The sequence below is a fragment of the Acinetobacter sp. TYF_19 genome, from assembly GCF_043105125.1.
GTDB classification, from domain to species: Bacteria; Pseudomonadota; Gammaproteobacteria; order Pseudomonadales; family Moraxellaceae; genus Acinetobacter; species Acinetobacter johnsonii.
Window position 1 is genome coordinate 233,246 of record NZ_JBICLH010000084.1, and the last position, 16,886, is coordinate 250,131.

Sequence of the window (16,886 nt, forward strand, 5' to 3'; positions counted from 1 at the left end):
AGTTATTGTTATAAAGCAATTTATTATGCATCACGTCTACACTAAAAAATAACGTGTAGACTATATGTAGACTGTTGAGTAATTTCAGGCTTAAAATGCAAGTGTCGAATTTGTAAATTAAGCTTGAAATGAAACTCAACAAATCTAATGTTGATGCTATTGCATTGACCGAAAAAGGGCAAGCCATATATCGCGACTCGGATCTGATTGGTTTTGCAGTCCGAGCTACCACTAAAAGTAAATCCTATATTGTTGAGCGCCGACATGCTGGAAAGTTATTCCGAGTGACGCTAGGCAAGACCAACGAGATTACACCTGTAGAAGCTAGAAAAAAGGCCCAGTCCATTTTGGCTGATATAGCCAATGGTGTTTTTGAGAAAAAGAAAGATGCCTTAAATGGTGAAATGACATTAAGCCAAGCATTCGATCTATATCTCAAACAAAGAAAATTAAAACCGCTTTCTGTGAATACCTACAATCACTGCATCAATACCTTCCTTTCAGACTGGAAGGAACGGCCTATATTTGAAATCAATAAAAAGGATGTATTTGACCGGTTTATTAAACTAACCGAATACAGCCCCACTCAAGCCAACCTTACTTTAAAAATGTTCGGGTCCATCTGGCGCTTTGCTCAAATCCATTGCTCTACTGATGAAAATCCAATTCTCAAACAAAATCCAGCTGATATTATTCCTGCAAAACGTGGTTGGAATAAAACTAAAGCACGAACACGCCACTTAGATGAAAGTAATATCCACACTTTTTACAATGCGGTCCTGAATTACTTCACTGAGCGTTCTTTATATGAAGATGCCTCCAAGAATGCTACACGTGACCTTGTGTTATTCATTATGTACACAGGCTGTCGAAGAAATGAAGCTCAAACCTTGAAGTGGGAAAATGTAGATATTGAAAAAGGGTTATTTGTATTTAAAGACCCAAAGAACGGTGATGACCACTTGCTGCCGATGGGTGACCACTTATTTGAAATCATAAAACAGCGCTATGAGCTGCGAAGAAATGATTATGTTTTCCCGGGTTCTAATATGACTTCAGATGCAAAACATATTGCAGGCGCTCAAGGCTTGTTAAGAACAATAGGTGAGCAGACAGGCATTGAAATTTCACTGCACGATTTGCGTCGAACTTTTGCCACTATCTGTAATAATTTGGACTATGGTCCATATACGATTAAGCGATTACTCAACCATAGATCTGGTGCCAAAAATGATGTTACTGGTGGCTATGTGCAGGTATCACTCAAAAAATTACGGCTTGCAATGAATGACATTGAAGCCGTGTATCAGGGTAAGCTCAACTGCTTCGATTAAGAGGCAAGTTGGGCCGTATTCATTACTGTCTGTCGTTCTTGGTAGGCCAGCACATCCGACTTCTTGTAGGTAACACATCGACCTACCTTGGTGTAAGGAATCCCACCACCCGCACAACGCAAGCGCTGCAAGGTGTGGACAGAGCAGGAGAGGTAAATTGCTACATCTTCCTGCGGAAATAACTGTTGATCTGATGCAGTAAGGAAGCGATCTAAACGCATATCTTTATCTTGCTGCGACATTTCATTTAGCTTAATTTTCACTTTTCACCTCCAATCTTTTACCCGCTTTGATTTCTTCACCGGTGGCGTGTCTAAACTCATCCTTATGAGCCATTTCCCCATTTTCCGCATACGCATATCCGATGTACGCGCAGCCTTTCACCGCACTGGACCACATTGCAAAAACCTTTAATTCACCGTCATGGATAATATAATCATCAGGTTCAAAAATATTGTGCTGGCGGCGGTGTTCGATGAGGGCGTCACGAATTTCAATTAACTTAAAACCATGATTCACAGCTCTTTCATAAAATCCTTTGACAACTTCATACCCGCCCAACTCCTCAATTAGATTCACGATATTTCTCCCAAAGCTTTTACCACGCCATACTGATCAAACTTCGCGATATATGACGATAGCATGTGGTAATAAAGGTCAGCATTTGAATCACTCACTTCCAAAATAACACCTGTGCCATTGTTCACGCGCTGTCTTAAAGTTGCTTCCAGTTTCCGCACAAAGTTACTGTGCAAATGATGTGACTCACTCGCAATGTGATACAAAGCGCCCGTTTCACCAGTATCCAAAACCAGATTAAAAGGCTTGTCCTTGTGCAGCTCACCAATAATGAAGTTAGCCACAGCAATGTTTGTTTGTTGAATTTCAGTCATTAGCTTCATTCTCCATATGTGCCGACATTTCTATATAGTCGTATGCCCATTCGCGAAGAATTTCATTTTGAATAAATTCATCTTTTTCAAAGAACCCCAATTTATTCCACTCTTCCTCGGAGATATGCTCACTTAGAAAAGTTTCTTCCTCGTGATTAGCTACAGGAAAACCGATTGACAGTTTTAGTTTGATTTTTATCTGGTTGAAATCAGTCATTGGCTGGCTCCTGTGGTGCATCGGGTAATGGCATCCAATGCGTTACGTCAGCTTCTTCAAATTCATCTAAATCCATCACGTTGTAGATATTGAATATATTGCTGCGAGTTTGCGACATTCCCAGCACTAATATATTTGCGGGTGGTAGGTTGTCCTTGACACTAATCCATTTCGGCACCGCTTGGGCTTTGGCCAACTGATCACTTAGCTCATCAATTTCTTTATTTAAGTTGTCTTGACGTTCTTGAGCTTGATCTAAAGTTGTGGATAAACCTCTAACCACATTATCTACCGAAAAATGTTTAAGCTTTGGGTAGCTACTTGTTAGAATTAACTCCCTATTCTCAAACTCTTTAAGAGTCTTTTTCAAACATAGAGTTAAAGCACGACTTGCGTGTTCATTTGACCATATCAAAACGTCTTCAAAAGCATGAAAAGTCAAACGCTCCAGAACAGCTTCTACAAGTTTTATTGTTTCACTAAGTTCTGATTTTTCTTCTTTAATATCCATCACGCCACCTTCTTATATTTTCTATAATATTTTGCAAAACACCATGCGAACCGCTTTCTACCAAACCCTAGCATCTGCTCACCATTCTGAATTTTGATGTGTCGAATCTGGTGTGTTGTGCCTTCATCAATATTTACTGCAAGTTGGCCGACCTTAAACATCACGCCACCTCAATTGCTTTACGTAGGTAAGGATCTAAGTCATCTTGACGTAGCAACCAAGTCACATAACTTGGATCAAGGTCTTTAACTGCTGTGCCTTTATGTTTCCCAAAAGTTATGTACTTTGGTATGCGGGCAGTTTCTGACATGATGTACAGGGAGTTCATGTCTTTAATGCCCAGCTGCTCTACTAATGTTTTTAGAATTACACCAGTGAAATAGATGTCTGCTTTAGCGTTGTGGGCATGTCGAAGGTGTTTTCGTGCAAGCTCCAAATCATCCATAACGTGGTAGTACATAGCGCTTAATGTGTGTGGCAATTCAGGCCATACCATGCGACATAAAGCCAACGTGCAAATACCTTTGACAGTGAAGTCTGGCTGGCATTTCTGTACAGCCTTAATGTCATAATCAATATTGTGTCCAATTAGGTATTGGACATCTTGAGGCATCTTGAATGTGTCAAAGCTTGGCTTTTCAGCAATATCAGCTTCAAGAATGTGGTGCGTTGCTAAAGCACCCAGAGCGATAGGCTCAGGGCATGAGAAGTACTCATCAAAAACTTCCCCTTGGTTGATTACCAACACCCCTTGCTCAAAAGAGCAAGGTGCGTAAGCAATCTCAATTGGGTAACCATTCAGGTCGTGAGTTTCAGTGTCTAAAATCAATGCATTCATAGCCAATTAACCTCAGTACGGAAAATCATCTTGCTGGTTGGCACCTAACACTGGTGGCACATCATCGTAATAACCATCAAACCCGCCTTGGTTGTAACCATTATTTTGGTTAAAACCCTGGTTACTTCCACCATAACCACCACTGTTATTTTGTTGGTAGCCACCACCATTGTTGTTTTTAGGCTTACGTGTCGTGATAGGGTTAGACATAAGCGAAGCAAGTGATTTTGGTAGTGCTTCAGGTGTAGTTTTACGTTCAATAATTTCCTTGGCCATCAACTCACTTTGAGCGTGAAAGCAAGAGAAGAAATTCATCTGGTGTTTCCATTCACCGTTGTCATTTTGGTAATTTTCTCGCTGAAGCAATAAGCCAATACGCTTACCAGCAACTTCTGGAGCAACTACACAATTTTTAGTAATACGCTCTTTAGCGTCAAAGTCATATTTCTCTAAAGGTGCATTTGTTGGTGTTAGACCACGAGCACCAACACAAGCAAGCAGTGCATTAATTTTGTGAACTCCACCCAATGGAGTACCGTCTTTTTTCTCGGTCCAAATAGAAAATGAAGCAGATTCTTTATTGTCTGTTTCAAATTCAATTTCAAAACCGGTTGTACCTGATTTCGCTGTGATAAATTCCATATGCTTAATCACACCAATATATTTACCAGCTTCTTCAATACGTAGACTACTGTCTGCTTGCTTTGCTGAGTCAGGGTTAAAGCCAAATTGTTTGTATTGTTGATTCATGAAAATTACTCCAAGTTTAAATTTAGGTTATTAAGCAGATTGGTCTTGTGTTTGAATTTGAGGGTTTGGGATGCCATAGAATTCGCAAATCGCCACATCCACATGGTTTAAATCGTTTTCAATATGGTCAGTTTCAAACAAGCCATCAGGGGACTTAACAGTCGAATTGCCATTGTTTTTAGTCTGGAATACGTATTGACCATTAATCACCGCAGTCTGAAGGCAAGTGGTTACCATGCCCTCAAGAGTGATTTTCTCGTCTAGCATCTTCCCAATAGTTTTGATCTTGGTTTTACCCTGAGCGTCTTCTTCGGTATGACTTAAAAGGTATACGCGCTTATGGTCATGGGCATTAATTGCTGCGTTGAACACATCCCATGCATTGCGGCCAATCTCGGTGAACTTATCAAAGCTCTTTTCAGAACTGCGACGCATGAACTCATTCGCCATAACATACTGAAAGTCATCAATAATAATGATTGGGCGCTTAGATCCATTAATTACATTAATGATGAATTGAGGATTATCAGAGACCAAAATTGAACCCTGCTTGTTTTCAGGTGTGATGTATTTCCAATTAGGCGAACGAAACGGCAATGGCTTTTTGATTACCTGAATTAACAACACATTTCGCGGGTCCAAGTTTCTTAGGCTTGTAGATTTTCCAGTACCAGACTGGCCAAGGATTAAAGTTGCAATACTCATTATTCATTACTCACTATTCATTATTTAAAGGGGAGGATTGGTTGCTATCGAGCACCAACCCAACCTGCGCGACGCTTGTACTCACGCCGTTCACGAAGTGGAATATGTGTGCGTTGTAGGGCGATTGCTAAGTTCTTCTTACGTTGGAATGTGCGTTCACGTTCAAAGTTTTCACGGATCCAAGGCTTGGAAACATGAACCTCAAGCGTAATTAGCTGTTCGGTACCATCCTTATTCACTACATAAATATGGCGACCTTTTTCAAAGTAGGTTGAATGGCCTAGACGCATACGAATGTTGCCTTCGTCATCTTGGTTGATGAACTCAGAAAACTTTTGAGTAGAAGTAGTCATTAGCCTGCCTCCACTAAACGATGTTTTTCGATATAACCCTTAATAAGAGCATTGAAGTTCTGATGGTCGATGTGATTTGTGAAGTCGTTGTATGGATTACCTAAGGCATCTGAAACGGTCACTTCATCAAGGCTGGTTACATCAACTGAGGTGAATTCACCACCTGGTACGCCGTAGCTGTCAGGATATGCTTCAACTTCAAAACGTGCAGTAACGCGGAAACCATCTAAACGAATAATCGCTTCGCCGTGGTTATCACCAGTCATACGTAATGCAAGGAGTTGATATTCAGAAGGTGCTACGTTGGCAACGATAGGTTGAGCAGCTTGCGGTGCAGTTTTAAACCCACAGCTAAGCACGCCTATTGTTACAGCAGCTACACCAAGAGATATCTTGATGGTATTGAAAGGGGATAAGGTTTTGTTCATAATTGATCTCGCAGTTTCTGTAAAAGCGCATTGGATTTCTCAGGTCAGTGCGCTTTTTTAATGTCTGTGAGATAAAATATACCTGTGGGGTAAAATAAAGTAAATACCTGCAAGGTAAAATTATTAAAAATATTTTTACTAAATTGGTAAATTGAGATTAAATAGACAAAAGAAAACCCACCGCTGGGGTGGGTTGGATGGGGTTTGTTAGAAGCACTAAATTAATTGATCTAACCAATTTTTTTGATTTAAAATCTTAAGCAGATTAAATGAATTATTAAGTTCTTCAAATTCTTCATTAAAGACAGAAGGTAGGCTGGGTTTTATTTTGTTTAATAAAAAATAGCAATTTCTGGCCAAGATGAAATAGAAATAAATAAGAGAATTGTCTGAAGATTTATCTTTTAAATCCAATTTAGCATAAATATCAGGAGTGAAGCTTTTAACCCAAGATAAGTCATCAATACTTATGCAATCTTTAGTTAAATCATCTGAATTAATCCAAAAATTATTTAAATATTGAAGTTGATGTCTTTTAAAACCAATAGCAGTTTCATCAATTTCATCTATAAAAGCTAGGAAATGTGGGTCAAATGGTAAATTTTTCGAGGTATTTAATATACGTTTTAAAATCAACCATATCTCAATATGACCAGGTTGCTTATTTCCAATTTTGATAAAATTAAACAAATCGTTTATAGATTTCTCTTTATTAGGGTAGATGTCAATTATCCAGAAAGACTCATGCAGCTTTTTAGGTGAGACCCAGATACCCAAATAAAGTAAAATGCATCTCGCCCAAAATAAACATCCGTTGTATGCGGTTACTTCAGCATAACTATGTTGCCCACTATTAAGATCACGTAGGAAGCTTCTTCCGGCGACTAATGCTTTATGTGCGAGTATATTGCTTTCACTCATTAAAGAAGTGGGAATTGTTACTTCTGAAATATACCTTTCTTTTTCTGTCTGATTAAATTCTAATTTATCTTTTAAAGACTCCACAGTATCTTGAACGGGAATAGAATCATTGTTATCAACAAGGTGATAAGACCAAACATCTCCTAAAAAAAGCCCATTTCTGTGTTTGAGCTTTTTTAGAGATAAGTCTATAGCATACTTAGATTTACTCATATCAATTAGAATAATTTAATTTTAGATTCACTACCACCATGGGTAAAGCCATCTTCAATAGCATTAATTAGATCAGTGCCCGCTCTTTTTTCAGCATCTGAGCCTGTGCCTGCTTTTTCCCAAGAAGTAAAATTAAAATCAGTATGGTCAATTTTAAGAAATCCTTGCTCAACAGTTTCAATAGTAAATGTACTATTATATTCTTTAGCTACCCACTGAAAAAAAGTTGGCAAAGCATTTATTAATGCCCCAAAACCTAAAGTTTTAAAGAAAATATTCTTATCAGCAGACTTAAAAAAATCAGGCTCATATTTGGATAAGCCTTTATAGTAATTGTCTAAAATAATAGCTACTTCCTGGCTGGTATAGGTGGCAAAAGCACCTTTTCCTTCTACCAAATGAGGATGCACTTTTCTAACGAAGTTGTTAAGGGAAATTTGACCTTTTGATGGCGAAGACGTAACTGCTATTTTCTCAAAAAATATACTTTTAGGATTTTTTCTGAGTACATCTGCAATATCTACAGTTTTCTCTTTAGCCACCTCCGTCGCGGTTTTTGCATTTAGTGTTGGTATTTGTCTTTTTAAGTCTAAATACAGAGAAGCAGGAACACTTTTTGCTTCTTGGTTAATTGTAATAAACTGCTCGACTTGATCACTCTCACTTAAATTTAGAAAAGCAATAACTGCCAATTCAATATCGATTCCTTCATCTGCTGCTAATTTAGCTCCTCTTAATCTATGCTGTCCATCAATCACCCACCCCGCATTTGTTTGATCAGGAATTGTAATCGTAGATTCATGTTCATCGAAAGTCGAGTTTTCAAATACAACAACCAAACCTGGAGCTATTGGTCTTTGCTTCTGAGTTATATATTTCGAAATTGCTTTAGCTCTCGAAATAGATAGGGTTCGTTGGTATCCAGTATCCTTATCGTCTTCCCGTTGATTAATAGCAACTATTTCATATAATTCAGATGCCTTTATCTTAAAAATGTATAGAGAATTATCCTGTTGTTGAAATTTAATAGCTGGAATTTTCATTTAATACTCCATTAATAAAAGGGTCTTTTGCTACAGATCCAGCATTTGCAGGATCAAAAATAGGTTTATCAATTTCTCTATATTTAAGAAGACCTATTTCTGCATCTTGTAGTCTATTTTTTGCTATTTCATAATATTCACTCTTCAGCTCAATACCAATAAAATCTTTATTTTCTAAAATAGAAGCAGCACCTGTTGATCCGGAGCCCATAAATGGATCTAAGACAATCCCATTTTCTGGACATAGTGCTTTTATTAAGCGTTGAGCTAAAGCAATCGGGAACTGGCAGGGATGATCCGTTTTTTCCATATGGTTAGCTTTTACATTTGGAATGGCCCAGACATCACCAGGATTTTTACCTAACGGGTTTCCACTGTATTCACCCTTCTTAGGGCCTTTATAGTATTTTTTACCAGGATATTTTTGCTTTACTCTCACCGCATCGAGATCAAAATAACAATCTTTGCCTTTTGAAAACCATAGGATAGTCTCATGCCTGCCACTAAATCGATTTCTACAATTTGCTCCGTGCTCAAAAGTCCAGATAATCCGATTTTTAAGCTTCATTTCAGGGCAAACGCGTTTAAAAATTTCATAAACCACAAAATCTAGAGGAACAATTTCATCTTTAAGAACGTGGTGACCAACTTGCCAACATACAGAACCTCCCGGCTTGGTTTTTTCACAAATAAGCTTAATAACGGGTTCATTAATTTCAATGAATCCTTCGATTGTCGTATGTATATCGTAAGCTTTACCAATACAATAGGGTGGAGAAGTGATCGTAAGATTGATATGATCATCTTCAATAGATTTCAAGATGTTTAAACAATCATCATTGAATATTTCAAATGCCATATATTCCACATACCAGAAAATAAATTAAAAGTGAAGGATAGATCTTAGTGACCATGAAAGCAAGTCAGATGGACACACTTTTTACTTCTAATCCAAAAAGACGCGTCGGGTTCACAGTTTTTATTCTTTTTCAAAGTCACTGATGACTTACTTTATAAACATCCAGAGATAACCTAAACAGACTCATACCGGCCCAGCTTCACAGTGTTTAAAAGTTCTTCTTGATTACATAATTCTATTCTTGAAATAAAGTCTAAAGGCATAGTCAGTCTCTCACCAGTAATCGTCTCGAAGTGAACCCATATTGCAGCATCTTGATTCTCGAAGCTAATACTTACAAGCTTGACCAGGTCGTAAGGCTCACTATCATGGAGTAAGACAATATTGTAGAAATGACCTGTGCGTACATATGAGATAAGCATTTCATGAATAGCGGTTTGTTCATCACTGCTTAGCTCGCTATATTTACTCACCTCAATATTATTGTATTCTTTACTCATTAATCATTCTCATTACGTGATTAAGCCGCATATAGCGGCTTTTTATTTAATCCAGCCAGCAAAATTGATCAGGGCTATTTATATATCCGAATACTTTTCTAAAAAGTCATCCACCCAACCTTGTGCTGTATCAAGATTGGTTATATCTGCTAGTTTTAGATTAGTGCCTTCAGCTTCGTTAAAACCTTCAATAATCGCTTCAAAGATATTTACTTCACCTATGACCTCGCGTGCTATTTCAGCAGGGTCGTAGCTTTGTTTAGCTTTTTTAAGCGAGGCTATTTGTTTATCAATTCCTGCGCCAATTTTTTCTAATGCCAATTTGAATTCTTGACGATTAATTGTTAGCGCAGTTTTGGATTTGTTAAGTGTAGCGATCATTTTGTTTTCCTTTTTTAAGAATTCTTATCATAGGATATCTTGGTTGATATCGTGTTAGACCTTTACTTGTTACAGCATCTATGGCTTTACTTGTTACAGCATCTATGGCTTTACGAGCGCTAATTCCAAACGGCCAACAAAATTGATTTCATTAAGTTGCTCATTCGTAATAAATTCATCTGGGTAGCGAACTTTATCTGGGTTATCACTTGCAAGCCTTACGGTTTTGCCACCTGCGTAACTAACAAAAATTCGCTTCATTCTTAATTCGTTGCTATGTGTAAAAACATATACATTGCCATTTTTCAGCATATCTGGATCTTTATCAGATATGTCTACAAAGAGTGGGCTATCAGGAGCCACAGTTGGCCACATACTGTACTCAGATGAGTAGATAATTCTTAAATTTTCAGGTTTTGTTTGAATACCCATGATTTTTAGTATGTAAGGATCTATATCAAGATATTCACTCACATCTTCTAAAAAATTCTCAATACCTGCACCACAGGATGCTTTGATATCCTTGTAGACAGGGATTCTCACATTGGTGGCTTTTGCGTCACCACTTCTAAATTCAATTGGGGCGATTTTAATACCGCTCGATTGAGCATGACTTGATTCCGAGTCATTGGAGTCAAGTGAAAAAGCATTTGCCTGATCTAGATACCCCTTAGGTTTTCCAAAAGCCTCCTCGATCTTTATCGCAGTTTCATCCCCAATATTCTTTGTTGGATTTTTACCAATATATTGACTGATTAAGTTATAGGAAATACCGGTCTTTTCAGCAAAATCCGCACGACTCAATCCAGATTCCTTTAATAAATTTCTAGCATTCATTAAGCGAATCTCATGAATTTGCATTAAGCCTGTCATACGAACCCCACATTTAAAATTACTTGTTAAATTTACCCGATGGGTAGAAAAAATAAATACCCTGATAGGTTGAATTAAATTTACCTTACAGGTATATTTGTATTTAATTTACCTATTGGGTGTATTTAAATGCCAAACTTATATGAATTCTGGAAAGCTTTAAGCGAGCCTGAAAAAAATAAATTTTGCGAGCGCGTAGGAGTTTCTTATGGATACATGGAGTCGCATCTAATCCATGGGCGCAAAAAGCCTCGTATGGAGACCATTCAAGCAATTGTGGATGCAAGCAACGATAAGCTTTCACATAAAAAATTATTTGAATTTTTCTTAAAGAAGAATCCCTCCGCCGCATAACCAATTATTACTTAGTCGAAGCCTTATAGAAACGTGAAAAAAATCAAGGATTTCACAAATGCAAGAAATAACACTAAGCCGTGAAGCACAAACGGCAATTTTTAAAATGATTAACCAGACGCAGGGAATTTCACCAAAGGAAATTGCTCAGGTCACTGGTGATTCACATAACACGATTTGCAACTACGGAAACGTAGGGATGCCAAACCATTTACCGAGCTTAAAGAAGCTTGAAACCATCATGATGTATACGCAGAACCCTGAAATTTTAAAGGTGTGGGCGCATCAGATGGGATACGCATTAGTACCAGTGGATTGTGACTCAAGCAAACATCATGAGCTATCGATCTTTGAAGCAATGATGCAACACAACATTAAGAGCGGGAAAGCAAACCGAGTTGTGTATGAGGCTTATGAGGATGGGGTGATTACACCAGCGGAATACGAAGAGATCCATCAGATTACCCAGGGCTTGATCGAGTTGATTACCGCCGTGGATCAGGCAGCGCTTAAGCAAATGCAGAAGTACACAGCAAATGCTCAAAAAGAAAAAGCCTGATCGCAGAAATCAGGCTTTTCGATTCATTACCCTAGAGGTGGAAATAATGAACAATTCAAATTTAACACAAGTATTAATCAAAAAAAAGCCTGAGGCTCGACTCTCAGACTTTCTAGTTCAAAAACATTCTAGTGGAATTGAACATGTATCTGAATCTAGCACACCAAACAGGCAAAAAAAAGCCCGAGAGTTGAGATCGGGCTTTAGTATTCAATTCAGAGGGTACACTTTCATGAACGACGCAAATTTACCACAACAAGTCATTGAAGACAATATAGATTTTTTAATCGGGGATGCTGTTGTGCTTAATGTAGTTATAGGCAACTTTGATGAAATTTATAACGTCATGGAAGTCTATGAAAATACCGTCGATGTGTATATCGGTATTGGCATTTTAACCCTAAACAAAAAGCTTGTTCGTAGTGCTTCAACTATTGAGCTCAATGCAAAACGCCGTCTCACTCTAGCTGAACAAGCCTTAGCGGAGGTTCCATGATTACCAACAAGGCCATTCAAAAGAAGCCTGAGCATAAGCAAGTGATGCAGCTTCAATCATGGTACGAGCCAGCACTCCGCACATTAGAGGGATTGCTGGAGATCCGTGGGGCTAACCTACGCAAGATCAAAGGTGATGAAAAGAATGCTGCCGTCACCCGTGACGAATTTATGGAAATGCTGATCAACGATCATCGCATTTCGGCTTGGTATGCAGGTGAAATCATTTCAAGCCTGCATCGAGCAGGTCAGATTTTTATGTTTGGGCGTTTCATTCAGATGAATGAAAAGGTAGGTGGGGTATGACACTTGATGACGTGATGAGCTTCATAAGCGAAGCAGATGAAAGTGATCTTGAATCGATTGCTGAAGAGCTGACAGATCGTGGTGTTGATTTTCACTGTTCTGAATGTGAAGACCATGAGTGTGAATGCGATTGTGACGATGAAGATGGTGATCATGAAAAAAATGAATTTATTCGCCATCTCGTAAATCGAGCAAATCAATTTGGACTACAAGACTTGCTCGATGAGCTGAAATATGAGGGCGACAGAGTGGGTGCTTATTTAAATATCAAAGGTGGTGCGTTATGAAGAAAATCACCAAAAAGAAACAAGATATCACCGTTTCTCCAGCACCTATCGAAGCAATTATCCCTTTACTCGATCCAGTGAAGATATACACACCTAAAGAACTTGCCGCAATGCCTTTATCAGTCATGAACCAAGCTATTGAGGCTCAGGAAGCTTATTTCATTCTTGAGCATACAACCCAAATGGGGGCAAGCCATAGCGATACGTCGCCAAATGCAAGAAGGTACCCAACTTATCCAGGTGAAAGAAAAGTCACGCACCAGGTACAAGATCAACAATCAATTTGTCGAACCTCGAATTATTCGTCAGTTGGAAAAACGTGGCTTAGTCAAATTGGAGGAAGCTAAATGAACTATTACCAACATCATATTGGGGATTTCAACAATGCGACTCGCCATTTGAGCTTAGTTGAGCGTGCTATTTATCGTGATTTACTGGATATGTATTACGACACAGAGCAACCCCTTGATGCTTCAAATTTGGATCGTTTAGCTCGCCGTGTTCAATGCTCAACTGATGAGCAAGTAAAAGCTCTTCAATATGTGTTAGATGAGTTTTTCACGTTGAATGATGGTCTTTATATCAACAATCGTTGTGAGCGTGAAATTGCTGAATACCACGGAAAACGTAAACAAGCGAGTGAGGCAGGTAAAGCATCTGCTAAAAAGCGTGCAGCGAAAAAGCAACAAGACCCTAATGGTGGTTCATCACAAGTTAAGCTTACGAATAACGAAAGTTCAACGACCGTTGAAAATCCGTTAGACGAGAATTTAACGGACGAGCAACTAACCATAAACCATGAACCAGTAACCAATATTATTGATAGTAGTAGTAATACGTGTGAGGAAAATTTTCCATTACCAGCAATTCAGTTTTCACAATACAAATCTGAAGACCATAAGCGATATTCAATTCTCGAATGCGTAAATCAATACTCACTCCAAAACGATTTTATTGAACTTGGAAGACAAAGATTCTGTGAAGTTCAAATTCAAGATTTGATTTCCATGTTTACCAACTTTGGTGATTTCTTCTCAGCTAAGGGTGAAGAATCCAAGAACACGCCAAGCCTATGGTTGGTCAAGTGGTACACATGGATTCAAAACAACAAGGATGCTACGAAACGTCAGCGTGAAACACAATCAACACCTCAAAAACCAAAATCTCAATCAAGCGCAGGAAATAGAACTCAGGGTGAAGTCAATGAGTGGCTATCTGAAATTGGTGGTGAAGACACTCCGTCGATTCGAGATGTTCATGAAGTGGAGGGTGTGAAATATGCGTAATGAATTAACTCAACATCAGGATCATCCTGCTCAACAGTTTGGCGAGCAAGATGCGCGTAAGTTGGTTGAAGACATGCTTTTGTCATACGGTAAACGCTTTACAGATCAATGGTCAGGCTTAAAAAAGGGTCAGGTGATTGATAAGTTTGTCCAAAAGCTTTCAGGTATCACCTTTGAGCAATTTAATCGGGGGCTGATTCGTCTTGAAACTTCAGCTTGGCCACCATCCGTAAACGAATTTAAAGATTGGTGTTTAGGTAAGTATGAATACCAAAGTCATGATGAGGCTTGGTTGCAGGCTCTGACTTACGAAAAACAGAATCGATCTCATGAAATCAATAAATTTGCAAAACAAGCATTTGATGAAGTTGTAAAGCCTTATGGATATTTAGGTTCAACAGATACGTTTTATAAAGTTTATAGCAGTGTTTACAAGCGAATCATATCTGAGGCTAAGGAGCGCAATGAGGCGGATGAATTACTAGAAGCAATTGCTCAATGTGGATTTACTGGTGATGATCCAAGCCACAAACCCGTGACCAACGATATTGCACGTCAGCAGCTGGAGAACCTAAAGCGAAAACTGAATGTCCGTAATCGTGAAATTCCGAAACCTCAAAAGCTTGAGGTGAGTGAAGCTGCGAAGCGGGTTCAAAACGAGTGGCCAGATCCTTTTGATAATCCAAATGAGTATCAGGCAATGAAAGCCAATGGATTCAATCGTGTTGGGGGTGAAGTGTGAAGCAGCAGAACTTCAGTACAAAACAAGCCGTGAAACAAGGTGAACGAATGGTACTAGTTTTGAAAAGAATCATTCAGAAGTCTGGGCGAACCAGTTTGAAAGAAGTTACTGAGTGGATGGGGATATCACCACGTAATGCCAATGTGTTTGTTAATCAGCTTTTAGCAGAAGGGTATTTGGAGACAAACAGCAAAAGCCCTTTGAGTCTCAAGGCTACCGAAAAGGCTAAACGGTTATTTGAGGTGCAGCCATGAATTTAACAATCGAACAGATGCGAGAAATTGTGGCGGGTGCGCCAGAGTGGGCTGTGTTCTGGATTACACGAAATGAGTACCACATTTCAATGTTGAGCTTTCCGAATATGACAGGTCAGCAGAGCTTTTTAATCTCTGAGCTCCGCACCGCTCTAGCCGACTACGACCGAACCGACCATGTAACAGATATCCGCAATCACGTTAGCCCGAATACGAGAGTTTCAGAGCATAACAATATGCATTGCCAACACGGTTACGACGTTGCTTGTCTAATTTGTGGTTTCGGTACCGTTGATGGTAAGCGTGTTTGGCACAACAAAACAGAACCTAAAAAAGGCGACCGCGTAAAAGTAGATTTTATTGGTGAATCAGCAACGATTTACTCAGGTAAGCGATTCACTGGATACGGTGTGTTAGACCGAGTTGAAGATGGCCGTGTATTTGGGCGCTTGGATGATGGAACGCCGTTCATGTGTTTGTGTGCTGATGTGGAGGTGGTTGAGTGATGAGTAATCCATTTCATATTGGTGACAAGGTGATTCATGACGTTGAAGCATGGAAGCAACCAACAAGCACACTAACTGTGACGCATATTAAGAATTTTGCAGTCGCAGCAATTGATGACAGTGGGCAGAAATTTGTTGGAAATTATGGGTGTTTTACCTTGATTAAACGAGTTGCAAGTGACCAGCATCTCCCTCGCTGAATATCGAAAAATCTACAAACCAAAACGCAGGGCTAAACGTCATGCATCGGTCAAGAAGCAGCGTGTTGTTAGTGAGGGTGAGCAAACTCTAAGCCTACAACTCAAGGCGCTTAGAATTGAGTTTGAGCAGGAGTTTAAGTTTCACCCCACACGCAAATGGAGAGCTGATTTTCATTTGAAGGGTAAAAAGATATTGGTCGAAGTGGAAGGCGGGATCTGGAGTAATGGTAGGCATACGAGGGGTAAGGGGTACTTAGGCGATTTAGAAAAATATAACGCAGCAACAATGATGGGTTACCAGGTAATACGGTTTAGTACAGAACAAGTGAAGTCGGGTTTAGCGATACAGCAAATAGAGAAGATGGTGGGGGATTTGGGATGAATGCAGTTATGGCAGATAAATTTGAACAATTTGAATGGTTGACTCATGGCATTACTGCAAAGTCGCCAAATTTTGAGCCACAAGCTCATGGCACTGGAGAGAAGCCTTTGAACTACGAAGATCGTTTAGGTGCCATTGCTACAATGGATACGCAGTTGGCGAAGTCGGTTACTTCATTAATTGTCTTTGGTGGTAAGTGTGAAAGTGATTATGAATATGTGCGTATGCACCTGGTAAATATCATGCTTCAAAACGCCGTGGCTGATAAGAAACGGGAGCCTGAGCAAATCACCATGAATCACTTGGCTTACTTAATTGCACGCATGGTTATAGATTTTTCTTTAGATCCTGAATTAGAGGAAAATTACACAGCTAAGGGTCGTTTATATTATGCGGGAGTGGGAGCGCGTCAAATGTCACTCAAGGCCTATGATTGCACATGGAAAAAATATGAAAAGTTAATGGATATGGCAATTGAATCGGCTATAGATGAGGCATCTAAAGCAATTAAAAAATACAAGAAACTGACATATATGGACGCTTAAAATAATACTAGGAAAATTTTACTGACTAGGCTATAGTTTCACTATACTGGTCGTATTACGGTTTATCCGAGACCAAGGCTTAAAAGCTCATCATTTGATGGGCTTTTTTTTGACATAGTTTGTTCATGAAAATAAGCGATAATGAATTTTT

The 16,886-nt window shown here is 39.0% G+C and carries 29 protein-coding genes and 1 pseudogene; 14 read left to right on the forward strand and 16 right to left on the reverse strand.

The window, feature by feature from the left end; translation table 11 throughout:
• The first annotated feature begins 128 nt into the window (after positions 1–128).
• Positions 129–1,334 (forward strand): tyrosine-type recombinase/integrase, encoded by a 1,206-nt coding sequence (locus ACF8FD_RS13995; RefSeq protein ID WP_392453493.1) that lies wholly within the window; start codon positions 129–131, stop codon positions 1,332–1,334.
• Here the strand turns inward: ACF8FD_RS13995 and ACF8FD_RS14000 are convergent.
• The 16 genes from ACF8FD_RS14000 to ACF8FD_RS14075 all read right to left on the reverse strand — a co-directional run bounded on the left by ACF8FD_RS14000 (position 1,331) and on the right by ACF8FD_RS14075 (position 10,819).
• The gene (locus ACF8FD_RS14000; RefSeq protein WP_392453494.1) at positions 1,331–1,597 is read right to left on the reverse strand and encodes a helix-turn-helix domain-containing protein; all 267 of its coding nucleotides are present in this window, start codon (positions 1,595–1,597) and stop codon (positions 1,331–1,333) included. The genes ACF8FD_RS13995 and ACF8FD_RS14000 overlap by 4 nt on opposite strands.
• On the reverse strand, positions 1,587–1,913 hold the full coding sequence (locus tag ACF8FD_RS14005; protein WP_392453495.1) for a hypothetical protein: 327 nt from the start codon (positions 1,911–1,913) through the stop codon (positions 1,587–1,589). Before ACF8FD_RS14005 ends, ACF8FD_RS14000 begins: the two co-directional genes overlap by 11 nt.
• Positions 1,910–2,227 carry a hypothetical protein gene (locus ACF8FD_RS14010; protein ID WP_392453496.1) on the reverse strand — a complete coding sequence of 106 codons (318 nt, stop codon included), beginning with the start codon at positions 2,225–2,227 and terminating at the stop codon, positions 1,910–1,912. Before ACF8FD_RS14010 ends, ACF8FD_RS14005 begins: the two co-directional genes overlap by 4 nt.
• Positions 2,220–2,444, reverse strand: coding sequence for a hypothetical protein (locus ACF8FD_RS14015; RefSeq protein WP_004694180.1), 225 nt, complete (start codon positions 2,442–2,444; stop codon positions 2,220–2,222). The genes ACF8FD_RS14010 and ACF8FD_RS14015 overlap by 8 nt, the downstream gene beginning before the upstream one ends.
• Positions 2,437–2,955, reverse strand: coding sequence for a DUF551 domain-containing protein (locus ACF8FD_RS14020; protein ID WP_392453497.1), 519 nt, complete (start codon positions 2,953–2,955; stop codon positions 2,437–2,439). Before ACF8FD_RS14020 ends, ACF8FD_RS14015 begins: the two co-directional genes overlap by 8 nt.
• A 160-nt stretch (positions 2,956–3,115) precedes the next feature.
• On the reverse strand, positions 3,116–3,793 hold the full coding sequence (locus ACF8FD_RS14025; protein WP_392453498.1) for a 3'-5' exonuclease: 678 nt from the start codon (positions 3,791–3,793) through the stop codon (positions 3,116–3,118).
• Positions 3,794–3,805: 12 nt separating this feature from the next.
• Positions 3,806–4,543, reverse strand: coding sequence for a hypothetical protein (locus ACF8FD_RS14030; protein ID WP_148826328.1), 738 nt, complete (start codon positions 4,541–4,543; stop codon positions 3,806–3,808).
• A gap of 30 nt (positions 4,544–4,573) precedes the next feature.
• Positions 4,574–5,248: a hypothetical protein gene (locus ACF8FD_RS14035; protein ID WP_058869364.1), complete on the reverse strand. Its 675-nt coding sequence runs from the start codon at positions 5,246–5,248 to the stop codon at positions 4,574–4,576.
• A 44-nt stretch (positions 5,249–5,292) separates the two neighbouring features.
• On the reverse strand, positions 5,293–5,601 hold the full coding sequence (locus ACF8FD_RS14040; protein ID WP_392453499.1) for a hypothetical protein: 309 nt from the start codon (positions 5,599–5,601) through the stop codon (positions 5,293–5,295).
• A complete protein-coding gene (locus tag ACF8FD_RS14045) occupies positions 5,601–6,029 on the reverse strand; it encodes a hypothetical protein (protein ID WP_340874118.1) in 429 nt (142 codons plus the stop codon). The genes ACF8FD_RS14040 and ACF8FD_RS14045 overlap by 1 nt, the downstream gene beginning before the upstream one ends.
• A 216-nt stretch (positions 6,030–6,245) precedes the next feature.
• Positions 6,246–7,163, reverse strand: a complete 918-nt coding sequence (locus ACF8FD_RS14050) for a hypothetical protein (RefSeq protein ID WP_160132061.1) — start codon at positions 7,161–7,163, stop codon at positions 6,246–6,248.
• Between the two features lie 5 nt (positions 7,164–7,168).
• On the reverse strand, positions 7,169–8,206 hold the full coding sequence (locus ACF8FD_RS14055; protein ID WP_087010868.1) for a DGQHR domain-containing protein: 1,038 nt from the start codon (positions 8,204–8,206) through the stop codon (positions 7,169–7,171).
• On the reverse strand, positions 8,187–9,065 hold the full coding sequence (locus ACF8FD_RS14060) for a site-specific DNA-methyltransferase (protein ID WP_087010870.1): 879 nt from the start codon (positions 9,063–9,065) through the stop codon (positions 8,187–8,189). The genes ACF8FD_RS14055 and ACF8FD_RS14060 overlap by 20 nt, the downstream gene beginning before the upstream one ends.
• Before the next feature lie 173 nt (positions 9,066–9,238).
• Complete coding sequence (locus tag ACF8FD_RS14065) at positions 9,239–9,565, reverse strand: hypothetical protein (protein ID WP_392453500.1); 327 nt, start codon at positions 9,563–9,565, stop codon at positions 9,239–9,241.
• Positions 9,566–9,643: 78 nt separating this feature from the next.
• A complete protein-coding gene (locus tag ACF8FD_RS14070; RefSeq protein ID WP_392453501.1) occupies positions 9,644–9,946 on the reverse strand; it encodes a hypothetical protein in 303 nt (100 codons plus the stop codon).
• A gap of 102 nt (positions 9,947–10,048) precedes the next feature.
• Positions 10,049–10,819, reverse strand: a complete 771-nt coding sequence (locus ACF8FD_RS14075; RefSeq protein WP_131230301.1) for a LexA family transcriptional regulator — start codon at positions 10,817–10,819, stop codon at positions 10,049–10,051.
• Positions 10,820–10,948: 129 nt separating this feature from the next.
• Here ACF8FD_RS14075 and ACF8FD_RS14080 point away from each other — a divergent pair, with 129 nt between their 5' ends.
• The 13 genes and pseudogenes from ACF8FD_RS14080 (at position 10,949) to ACF8FD_RS14140 (ending at position 16,735) form a co-directional block, all read left to right on the forward strand.
• Positions 10,949–11,173, forward strand: a complete 225-nt coding sequence (locus ACF8FD_RS14080; RefSeq protein WP_131230303.1) for an XRE family transcriptional regulator — start codon at positions 10,949–10,951, stop codon at positions 11,171–11,173.
• A gap of 58 nt (positions 11,174–11,231) precedes the next feature.
• Positions 11,232–11,732, forward strand: a complete 501-nt coding sequence (locus tag ACF8FD_RS14085) for a phage regulatory CII family protein (protein WP_062034641.1) — start codon at positions 11,232–11,234, stop codon at positions 11,730–11,732.
• Positions 11,733–11,964: 232 nt separating this feature from the next.
• The gene (locus tag ACF8FD_RS14090) at positions 11,965–12,228 is read left to right on the forward strand and encodes a hypothetical protein (RefSeq protein WP_081313232.1); all 264 of its coding nucleotides are present in this window, start codon (positions 11,965–11,967) and stop codon (positions 12,226–12,228) included.
• On the forward strand, positions 12,225–12,533 hold the full coding sequence (locus ACF8FD_RS14095) for a hypothetical protein (protein WP_392453502.1): 309 nt from the start codon (positions 12,225–12,227) through the stop codon (positions 12,531–12,533). Before ACF8FD_RS14090 ends, ACF8FD_RS14095 begins: the two co-directional genes overlap by 4 nt.
• Positions 12,530–12,820: a hypothetical protein gene (locus ACF8FD_RS14100; protein ID WP_392453503.1), complete on the forward strand. Its 291-nt coding sequence runs from the start codon at positions 12,530–12,532 to the stop codon at positions 12,818–12,820. The genes ACF8FD_RS14095 and ACF8FD_RS14100 overlap by 4 nt, the downstream gene beginning before the upstream one ends.
• A pseudogene (locus ACF8FD_RS14105) lies at positions 12,817–13,171 on the forward strand (hypothetical protein). The gene ACF8FD_RS14100 and the pseudogene ACF8FD_RS14105 overlap by 4 nt, the downstream one beginning before the upstream one ends.
• The gene (locus tag ACF8FD_RS14110) at positions 13,168–14,106 is read left to right on the forward strand and encodes a YdaU family protein (protein WP_392453504.1); all 939 of its coding nucleotides are present in this window, start codon (positions 13,168–13,170) and stop codon (positions 14,104–14,106) included. The pseudogene ACF8FD_RS14105 and the gene ACF8FD_RS14110 overlap by 4 nt, the downstream one beginning before the upstream one ends.
• Positions 14,099–14,848, forward strand: a complete 750-nt coding sequence (locus ACF8FD_RS14115; protein WP_392453505.1) for a hypothetical protein — start codon at positions 14,099–14,101, stop codon at positions 14,846–14,848. The genes ACF8FD_RS14110 and ACF8FD_RS14115 overlap by 8 nt, the downstream gene beginning before the upstream one ends.
• Positions 14,845–15,102 (forward strand): winged helix-turn-helix domain-containing protein, encoded by a 258-nt coding sequence (locus ACF8FD_RS14120; RefSeq protein WP_392453506.1) that lies wholly within the window; start codon positions 14,845–14,847, stop codon positions 15,100–15,102. Before ACF8FD_RS14115 ends, ACF8FD_RS14120 begins: the two co-directional genes overlap by 4 nt.
• Entirely contained in the window at positions 15,099–15,608 is a 510-nt protein-coding gene (locus ACF8FD_RS14125; RefSeq protein ID WP_392453507.1) for a hypothetical protein, read from the forward strand. Before ACF8FD_RS14120 ends, ACF8FD_RS14125 begins: the two co-directional genes overlap by 4 nt.
• A complete protein-coding gene (locus tag ACF8FD_RS14130; protein WP_392453508.1) occupies positions 15,608–15,808 on the forward strand; it encodes a hypothetical protein in 201 nt (66 codons plus the stop codon). Before ACF8FD_RS14125 ends, ACF8FD_RS14130 begins: the two co-directional genes overlap by 1 nt.
• On the forward strand, positions 15,786–16,190 hold the full coding sequence (locus ACF8FD_RS14135; protein WP_392453509.1) for a DUF559 domain-containing protein: 405 nt from the start codon (positions 15,786–15,788) through the stop codon (positions 16,188–16,190). Before ACF8FD_RS14130 ends, ACF8FD_RS14135 begins: the two co-directional genes overlap by 23 nt.
• On the forward strand, positions 16,187–16,735 hold the full coding sequence (locus ACF8FD_RS14140) for a hypothetical protein (protein WP_392453510.1): 549 nt from the start codon (positions 16,187–16,189) through the stop codon (positions 16,733–16,735). Before ACF8FD_RS14135 ends, ACF8FD_RS14140 begins: the two co-directional genes overlap by 4 nt.
• Positions 16,736–16,886: the final 151 nt, after the last annotated feature.

What these genes read in the sequence shown, in the direction of transcription:
- ACF8FD_RS14085 (WP_062034641.1), top strand. Translation starts at nt 11,232, where the DNA reads ATGCAAGAAATAACACTAAGCCGTGAAGCACAAACGGCAATTTTTAAA.
- ACF8FD_RS14125 (WP_392453507.1), top strand. Translation starts at nt 15,099, where the DNA reads ATGAATTTAACAATCGAACAGATGCGAGAAATTGTGGCGGGTGCGCCA.
- ACF8FD_RS14115 (WP_392453505.1), top strand. Translation starts at nt 14,099, where the DNA reads ATGCGTAATGAATTAACTCAACATCAGGATCATCCTGCTCAACAGTTT.
- ACF8FD_RS14015 (WP_004694180.1), bottom strand. Translation starts at nt 2,444, where the DNA reads ATGACTGATTTCAACCAGATAAAAATCAAACTAAAACTGTCAATCGGT.
- ACF8FD_RS14055 (WP_087010868.1), bottom strand. Translation starts at nt 8,206, where the DNA reads ATGAAAATTCCAGCTATTAAATTTCAACAACAGGATAATTCTCTATAC.
- ACF8FD_RS14075 (WP_131230301.1), bottom strand. Translation starts at nt 10,819, where the DNA reads ATGACAGGCTTAATGCAAATTCATGAGATTCGCTTAATGAATGCTAGA.
- ACF8FD_RS14045 (WP_340874118.1), bottom strand. Translation starts at nt 6,029, where the DNA reads ATGAACAAAACCTTATCCCCTTTCAATACCATCAAGATATCTCTTGGT.
- ACF8FD_RS14090 (WP_081313232.1), top strand. Translation starts at nt 11,965, where the DNA reads ATGAACGACGCAAATTTACCACAACAAGTCATTGAAGACAATATAGAT.
- ACF8FD_RS14020 (WP_392453497.1), bottom strand. Translation starts at nt 2,955, where the DNA reads ATGGATATTAAAGAAGAAAAATCAGAACTTAGTGAAACAATAAAACTT.
- ACF8FD_RS13995 (WP_392453493.1), top strand. Translation starts at nt 129, where the DNA reads ATGAAACTCAACAAATCTAATGTTGATGCTATTGCATTGACCGAAAAA.
- ACF8FD_RS14070 (WP_392453501.1), bottom strand. Translation starts at nt 9,946, where the DNA reads ATGATCGCTACACTTAACAAATCCAAAACTGCGCTAACAATTAATCGT.
- ACF8FD_RS14010 (WP_392453496.1), bottom strand. Translation starts at nt 2,227, where the DNA reads ATGACTGAAATTCAACAAACAAACATTGCTGTGGCTAACTTCATTATT.
- ACF8FD_RS14095 (WP_392453502.1), top strand. Translation starts at nt 12,225, where the DNA reads ATGATTACCAACAAGGCCATTCAAAAGAAGCCTGAGCATAAGCAAGTG.
- ACF8FD_RS14140 (WP_392453510.1), top strand. Translation starts at nt 16,187, where the DNA reads ATGAATGCAGTTATGGCAGATAAATTTGAACAATTTGAATGGTTGACT.
- ACF8FD_RS14065 (WP_392453500.1), bottom strand. Translation starts at nt 9,565, where the DNA reads ATGAGTAAAGAATACAATAATATTGAGGTGAGTAAATATAGCGAGCTA.
- ACF8FD_RS14060 (WP_087010870.1), bottom strand. Translation starts at nt 9,065, where the DNA reads ATGGCATTTGAAATATTCAATGATGATTGTTTAAACATCTTGAAATCT.
- ACF8FD_RS14025 (WP_392453498.1), bottom strand. Translation starts at nt 3,793, where the DNA reads ATGAATGCATTGATTTTAGACACTGAAACTCACGACCTGAATGGTTAC.
- ACF8FD_RS14130 (WP_392453508.1), top strand. Translation starts at nt 15,608, where the DNA reads ATGAGTAATCCATTTCATATTGGTGACAAGGTGATTCATGACGTTGAA.
- ACF8FD_RS14050 (WP_160132061.1), bottom strand. Translation starts at nt 7,163, where the DNA reads ATGAGTAAATCTAAGTATGCTATAGACTTATCTCTAAAAAAGCTCAAA.
- ACF8FD_RS14035 (WP_058869364.1), bottom strand. Translation starts at nt 5,248, where the DNA reads ATGAGTATTGCAACTTTAATCCTTGGCCAGTCTGGTACTGGAAAATCT.
- ACF8FD_RS14040 (WP_392453499.1), bottom strand. Translation starts at nt 5,601, where the DNA reads ATGACTACTTCTACTCAAAAGTTTTCTGAGTTCATCAACCAAGATGAC.
- ACF8FD_RS14110 (WP_392453504.1), top strand. Translation starts at nt 13,168, where the DNA reads ATGAACTATTACCAACATCATATTGGGGATTTCAACAATGCGACTCGC.
- ACF8FD_RS14030 (WP_148826328.1), bottom strand. Translation starts at nt 4,543, where the DNA reads ATGAATCAACAATACAAACAATTTGGCTTTAACCCTGACTCAGCAAAG.
- ACF8FD_RS14100 (WP_392453503.1), top strand. Translation starts at nt 12,530, where the DNA reads ATGACACTTGATGACGTGATGAGCTTCATAAGCGAAGCAGATGAAAGT.
- ACF8FD_RS14080 (WP_131230303.1), top strand. Translation starts at nt 10,949, where the DNA reads ATGCCAAACTTATATGAATTCTGGAAAGCTTTAAGCGAGCCTGAAAAA.